At 69.1% G+C, this 3,399-nt stretch carries 2 protein-coding genes; one reads left to right on the plus strand and one right to left on the minus strand.

The window, feature by feature from the left end:
- The coding region (locus A3IC_RS70970; RefSeq protein ID WP_040876624.1) for a VOC family protein at positions 1 to 147 on the plus strand (147 nt) is incomplete at its 5' end.
- A 173-nt stretch (positions 148 to 320) separates the two neighbouring features.
- On the opposite strand, the gene A3IC_RS0114385 is transcribed toward A3IC_RS70970, so the two are convergent.
- Positions 321 to 2,792 (minus strand): SpoIIE family protein phosphatase, encoded by a 2,472-nt coding sequence (locus A3IC_RS0114385; RefSeq protein WP_020550749.1) that lies wholly within the window; start codon positions 2,790 to 2,792, stop codon positions 321 to 323.
- Between the last annotated feature and the right edge of the window lie 607 nt (positions 2,793 to 3,399).

The raw sequence follows: 3,399 nt of genomic DNA on the forward strand, positions 1-3,399 counted from the left end.
GGGGCGGAATTCCTCACCCCGCCCATCGACCGGAAAGCCGAGTTGCGCTGCTATCTCCGCGATCCCGACGGATACCTCATTGAGGTCGGCCAGGCCACCGGAATGCCGGCAGGGGTGTTCGCCGACCCGCCCGCCGGAATGGAGTAACCGGGCGGGAGCCGACCCGCTTTCCTCCCTCCCCTTTTTAGGACGGGCCGAGCCGCTCCCGCTGGTCGGCTTGTTCGCATGGCGACCGGTCGCCCTGCGGGCTTACTTACCGGTGGTTTGTTAGTTCGGGAGATACAGGTGCAGGTCTCCTTGATTTTCGCCCGAGTGATGCGTCAAACCTGCGGTGGGCAGACCTGCTCCGCCCAGATGACCTTGCCGTCCGCCGTGTAGCGGGTGCCCCAGCGGTGGGTCAGTTGCGCGACGATGAACAGTCCTCGGCCGCCCTCGTCCGTCGTGCGGGCGTGACGCAGATGTGGCGAGGTGCTGCCGGCGTCGGAAACCTCGCAAGTCAGTACGGAATCCTTGATCAGCCGTAGTCGGACGGGACCCGCCGCGTACCGGATCGCGTTGGTGACCAGCTCGCTGATCACCAACTCCGTGGTGAACGCCAGGTCGGCCAACCCCCACCGTTCGAGAGCACCGGTCGCCAGGTCGCGGGCGCCGGAAACCGCTGCCGGATCCGTCGGCACGTCCCACGACACGACGCTGTCTGCGGGCAGGCGGTGGACTCGGGCCAGCAGCAGGGCGACGTCGTCCGTCTGCGGGCGGGCGGGCACCGAGGCCATCACCCGGGCGCAGATCTCATCCAACGACCGGTTCCGGCAGGCCAGGGCCCGTCGAAGGCGCAGCAACCCGACGTCGACGTCCTCCGTCGGGCTCTCGACCAGGCCGTCGGTGAAGAGGGCGAGCAGGCTGTCCTCGGCGAGTTCCACCTCGGTCGATTCGAAGGGAAACGAGCCCAGGCCGAGGGGCGGGCCACCCGCTAGGTCCACGAAGTCGACCCCACCGTCGGGCGTGCCGACGGCGGGCGCCGGGTGGCCGGCCCGGGCCATGGCGCAGCGGCCGGTGATCGGGTCGTAGACGGCGTACAGGCACGTGGCTCCCAGGACCGCGGTGGTTGCCGCGCGGTCCTCGTCGGCGGGCCCCTCGTCGATCAGGTGAAGGACCAGATCGTCGAGACGGGCGAGCAACTCGTTCGGGGCGGGATCCGTCATCGCCAGGGTGCGAACCGCCGCGCGCAGCCTCCCCATGGTGGCTGCGGCGTTGATGCCGTGTCCGACCACGTCGCCGACCACGAGGGCGACGCGCGTTCCGGAGAGCGGGATCACGTCGTACCAGTCCCCGCCCACGCCGTCACGGTTGTCGGCGGGCAGGTAGCGGGAGGCGACCTCGAGGGCGGGGGTGTCGTTCAGGGCGTGCGGGAGGAGGCTGCGTTGCAGGGTGAGTGCCGCGTTGTGTTCGCGGGTGTACCGGCGCGCGTTGTCCAGGGACACCGCTGCCCGGGAGACGAATTCTTCGGCCAGCAGCAGATCCGCCTCCTCGAATCGTTCGTTCGGCCACCACCTGACGAACAGCGCCACACCCAGCGGGCGACGCTGGGACCGTACCGGCACCACGATCAGCGACCGCGGATCGAACTCCCGGGCCCGGTCGGCGCGGATCACGTCGTCGGCGAGCCAACGCGCGGCTTCGTCGTCGCCGAAGGACTGCAAGACGGCCTTGCCCTCGATCAGGCAGCGGACCATCGGCGACCGAGAGACGTACCGGCTCGGCTCGCCCACGCCTACGGCCGCCTCCGGGCAGCCCGCGCGAAGCGACCGATGGGCCACCCGTCGCAACGACGCCACGTCGGGCGTCGTCCCCTCTTCCGGCTCTCGGCCGTGAAGGACGGGCTCGAGGAGGTCGACGCAAGCGAAGTCCGCGAACCGGGGCACGGCCGTCTCGACCAGTTCCGCGGCGGTTTTGGCGATGTCCAGGCTGTTTCCGATCCGGGCTCCGGACTCGGTCAGCAGCGTCAACCTCTCCTGTGCGCGCTTGCTGTCGGTGATGTCCGCGCCCATGTAGCCCACACCCAGCACGTGCCCCGCGGAGTCGTCGAGCCGGAAGAACGACGTCGAAAAGACCCGTTCGCGATCCGGATGCGCCGGTACGTGGCCGCGGTGCTCGAATGAGCGCACCGATTCACCGGTCTCCAGAGCGTGCCGCAAGTGGGCCTCCATCGCCTCCGGGGCCATACCCGGCAGTACGTCCGACACCCGTCGCCCGAGTCTTTCCTCGCTTGGCACGCCCGCCGTGCGTTCGAGGGTTTCGTTCAGCCACACGTACCGCAGGTCCGTGTCCAGCACGGCAACCCCGTACGGCAGGTGCGTGAGGAACCGTTCCAGCACCGATTGGCTGACTCCCCACCACGGCGTGCTCTGTGGATCGATCAGAAACAGCAGACACAGATCGCGGTCGCCCGCGTGGGCCAGCGGGCAGATCCTCACCTCCAGTTCCATTCGTCGAGTGTCACGTTGACGCGCCGTAACGCGCCCGCTCCAGGTTCCGGGCACGGGATCGTCGTCCCGATCTCCTGCCCCGCCCATGCCGTCCGCCGGTCCGGTAGTCGTCACACCATCCGGAAGGGTGATGAACGCGGCGATCGGCCGGTTCAACACCTCCGCCGCGGGATAGCCGAGTATCTGTTCCGCCTTTCGGCTCCAGCCCAGCACGAGCCCCGGCCCGTCCACCAGCACGGTCGCCATGTCGGCCATGTCGAAGGGGACGCCCGCGCCTGCCTGCGACGGTCCGTCACGGTTGCTCATGGGCGAGTTCCCTTCGCGGCTTCGTACGACGCAAACTGCACGCCCTGCCCCGCTCTCCCAAGTTTCCCTCGCGACGGATCACAGGCCACTCAGGACACGCCGTACCCGCTCCCGCGACACGGGTCCCGGCCCGGATTCCGAGGGTGGGCCATCGACCGATAGGCGGTCGACGCGCCGCCCACTCGGAACGCGCCCGCCCATGGCCGGGCACAGCCGTCCGCCGACGTCTTCGCGTTGCCAGCCGCTGTGACGCCGCACGGATCGGCCCTCGGGAAAGGGGAGAGTGAAATGCCCAAGCACACCGTTCACACGCCGGTCGGCAAGCAACCTGACGACCTCGACGAGCTCTTCGCCGCCCCGCGTCTGCTGTGCGCGCCACACTGCGCGTCGGGCCTCGGGCGGTCTCGTCTGACGGATCTCTCGGAACCCACCGATCGGCATGCGCAGGATTACTGCGGCCCAGGTGCGGGGGTCAGCGCTCGGCCGCGTCCTCGAGGATGATGCGGCCCATCTGCTCGTAGCGTTCGGGGCGTTGGTGCTTCATGTAGAGGGCGAGGGNGATGCCCGCGAGGAAGAAGCCGCCGACGATGTAGGGGATGAGCTTGAA

The organism is Embleya scabrispora DSM 41855, from assembly GCF_000372745.1.
Taxonomy (GTDB): Bacteria; Actinomycetota; Actinomycetes; order Streptomycetales; family Streptomycetaceae; genus Embleya; species Embleya scabrispora.